The sequence below is a fragment of the Lacinutrix cladophorae genome (assembly GCF_053604645.1).
This window is the reverse complement of sequence record NZ_JBSHNR010000023.1, coordinates 1-370: the sequence shown is the minus strand read 5'-3', so window position 1 is coordinate 370 and position 370 is coordinate 1. Positions and strand designations below refer to the sequence as shown.

Sequence of the window (370 nt, the reverse complement as noted above, 5' to 3'; positions counted from 1 at the left end):
AGGCAGATGCAGGAAATATCAGTTGGTCGGGAACACCAGGTGTTTTAAATAATGAAGGATTGATCAAAAAGACAACTTCTTCTGGAATCGCCGCAATTGTACTTCCTATAAATAATAATGACGGAACTATTCAAGTAGAATCGGGTACACTTTCTTTTCAAAATACATTAGGCAAAAATTTTACAGATGGTACTTATAATGTGTTTGTAGGCGCAAGTATGAATTGGGATACTACTATTAATCCATCTGGTACACTAGAAGGAAATATAGTGGGTAACCTAAACTGGAATAGTATTTTAAATATCCCAGACGGAGAAAATGCCACTTTTAACTTTTCGGAAACAGATAATTTTAATTGGACAACAGGAAC

The 370-nt window shown here is 34.9% G+C and carries 1 protein-coding gene; it reads left to right on the top strand.

Annotated elements, in window-relative coordinates:
- Nucleotides 1–370 (top strand): hypothetical protein (locus ACVC3Y_RS00090; RefSeq protein WP_452225712.1); only part of this gene is annotated, 370 nt, incomplete at both ends.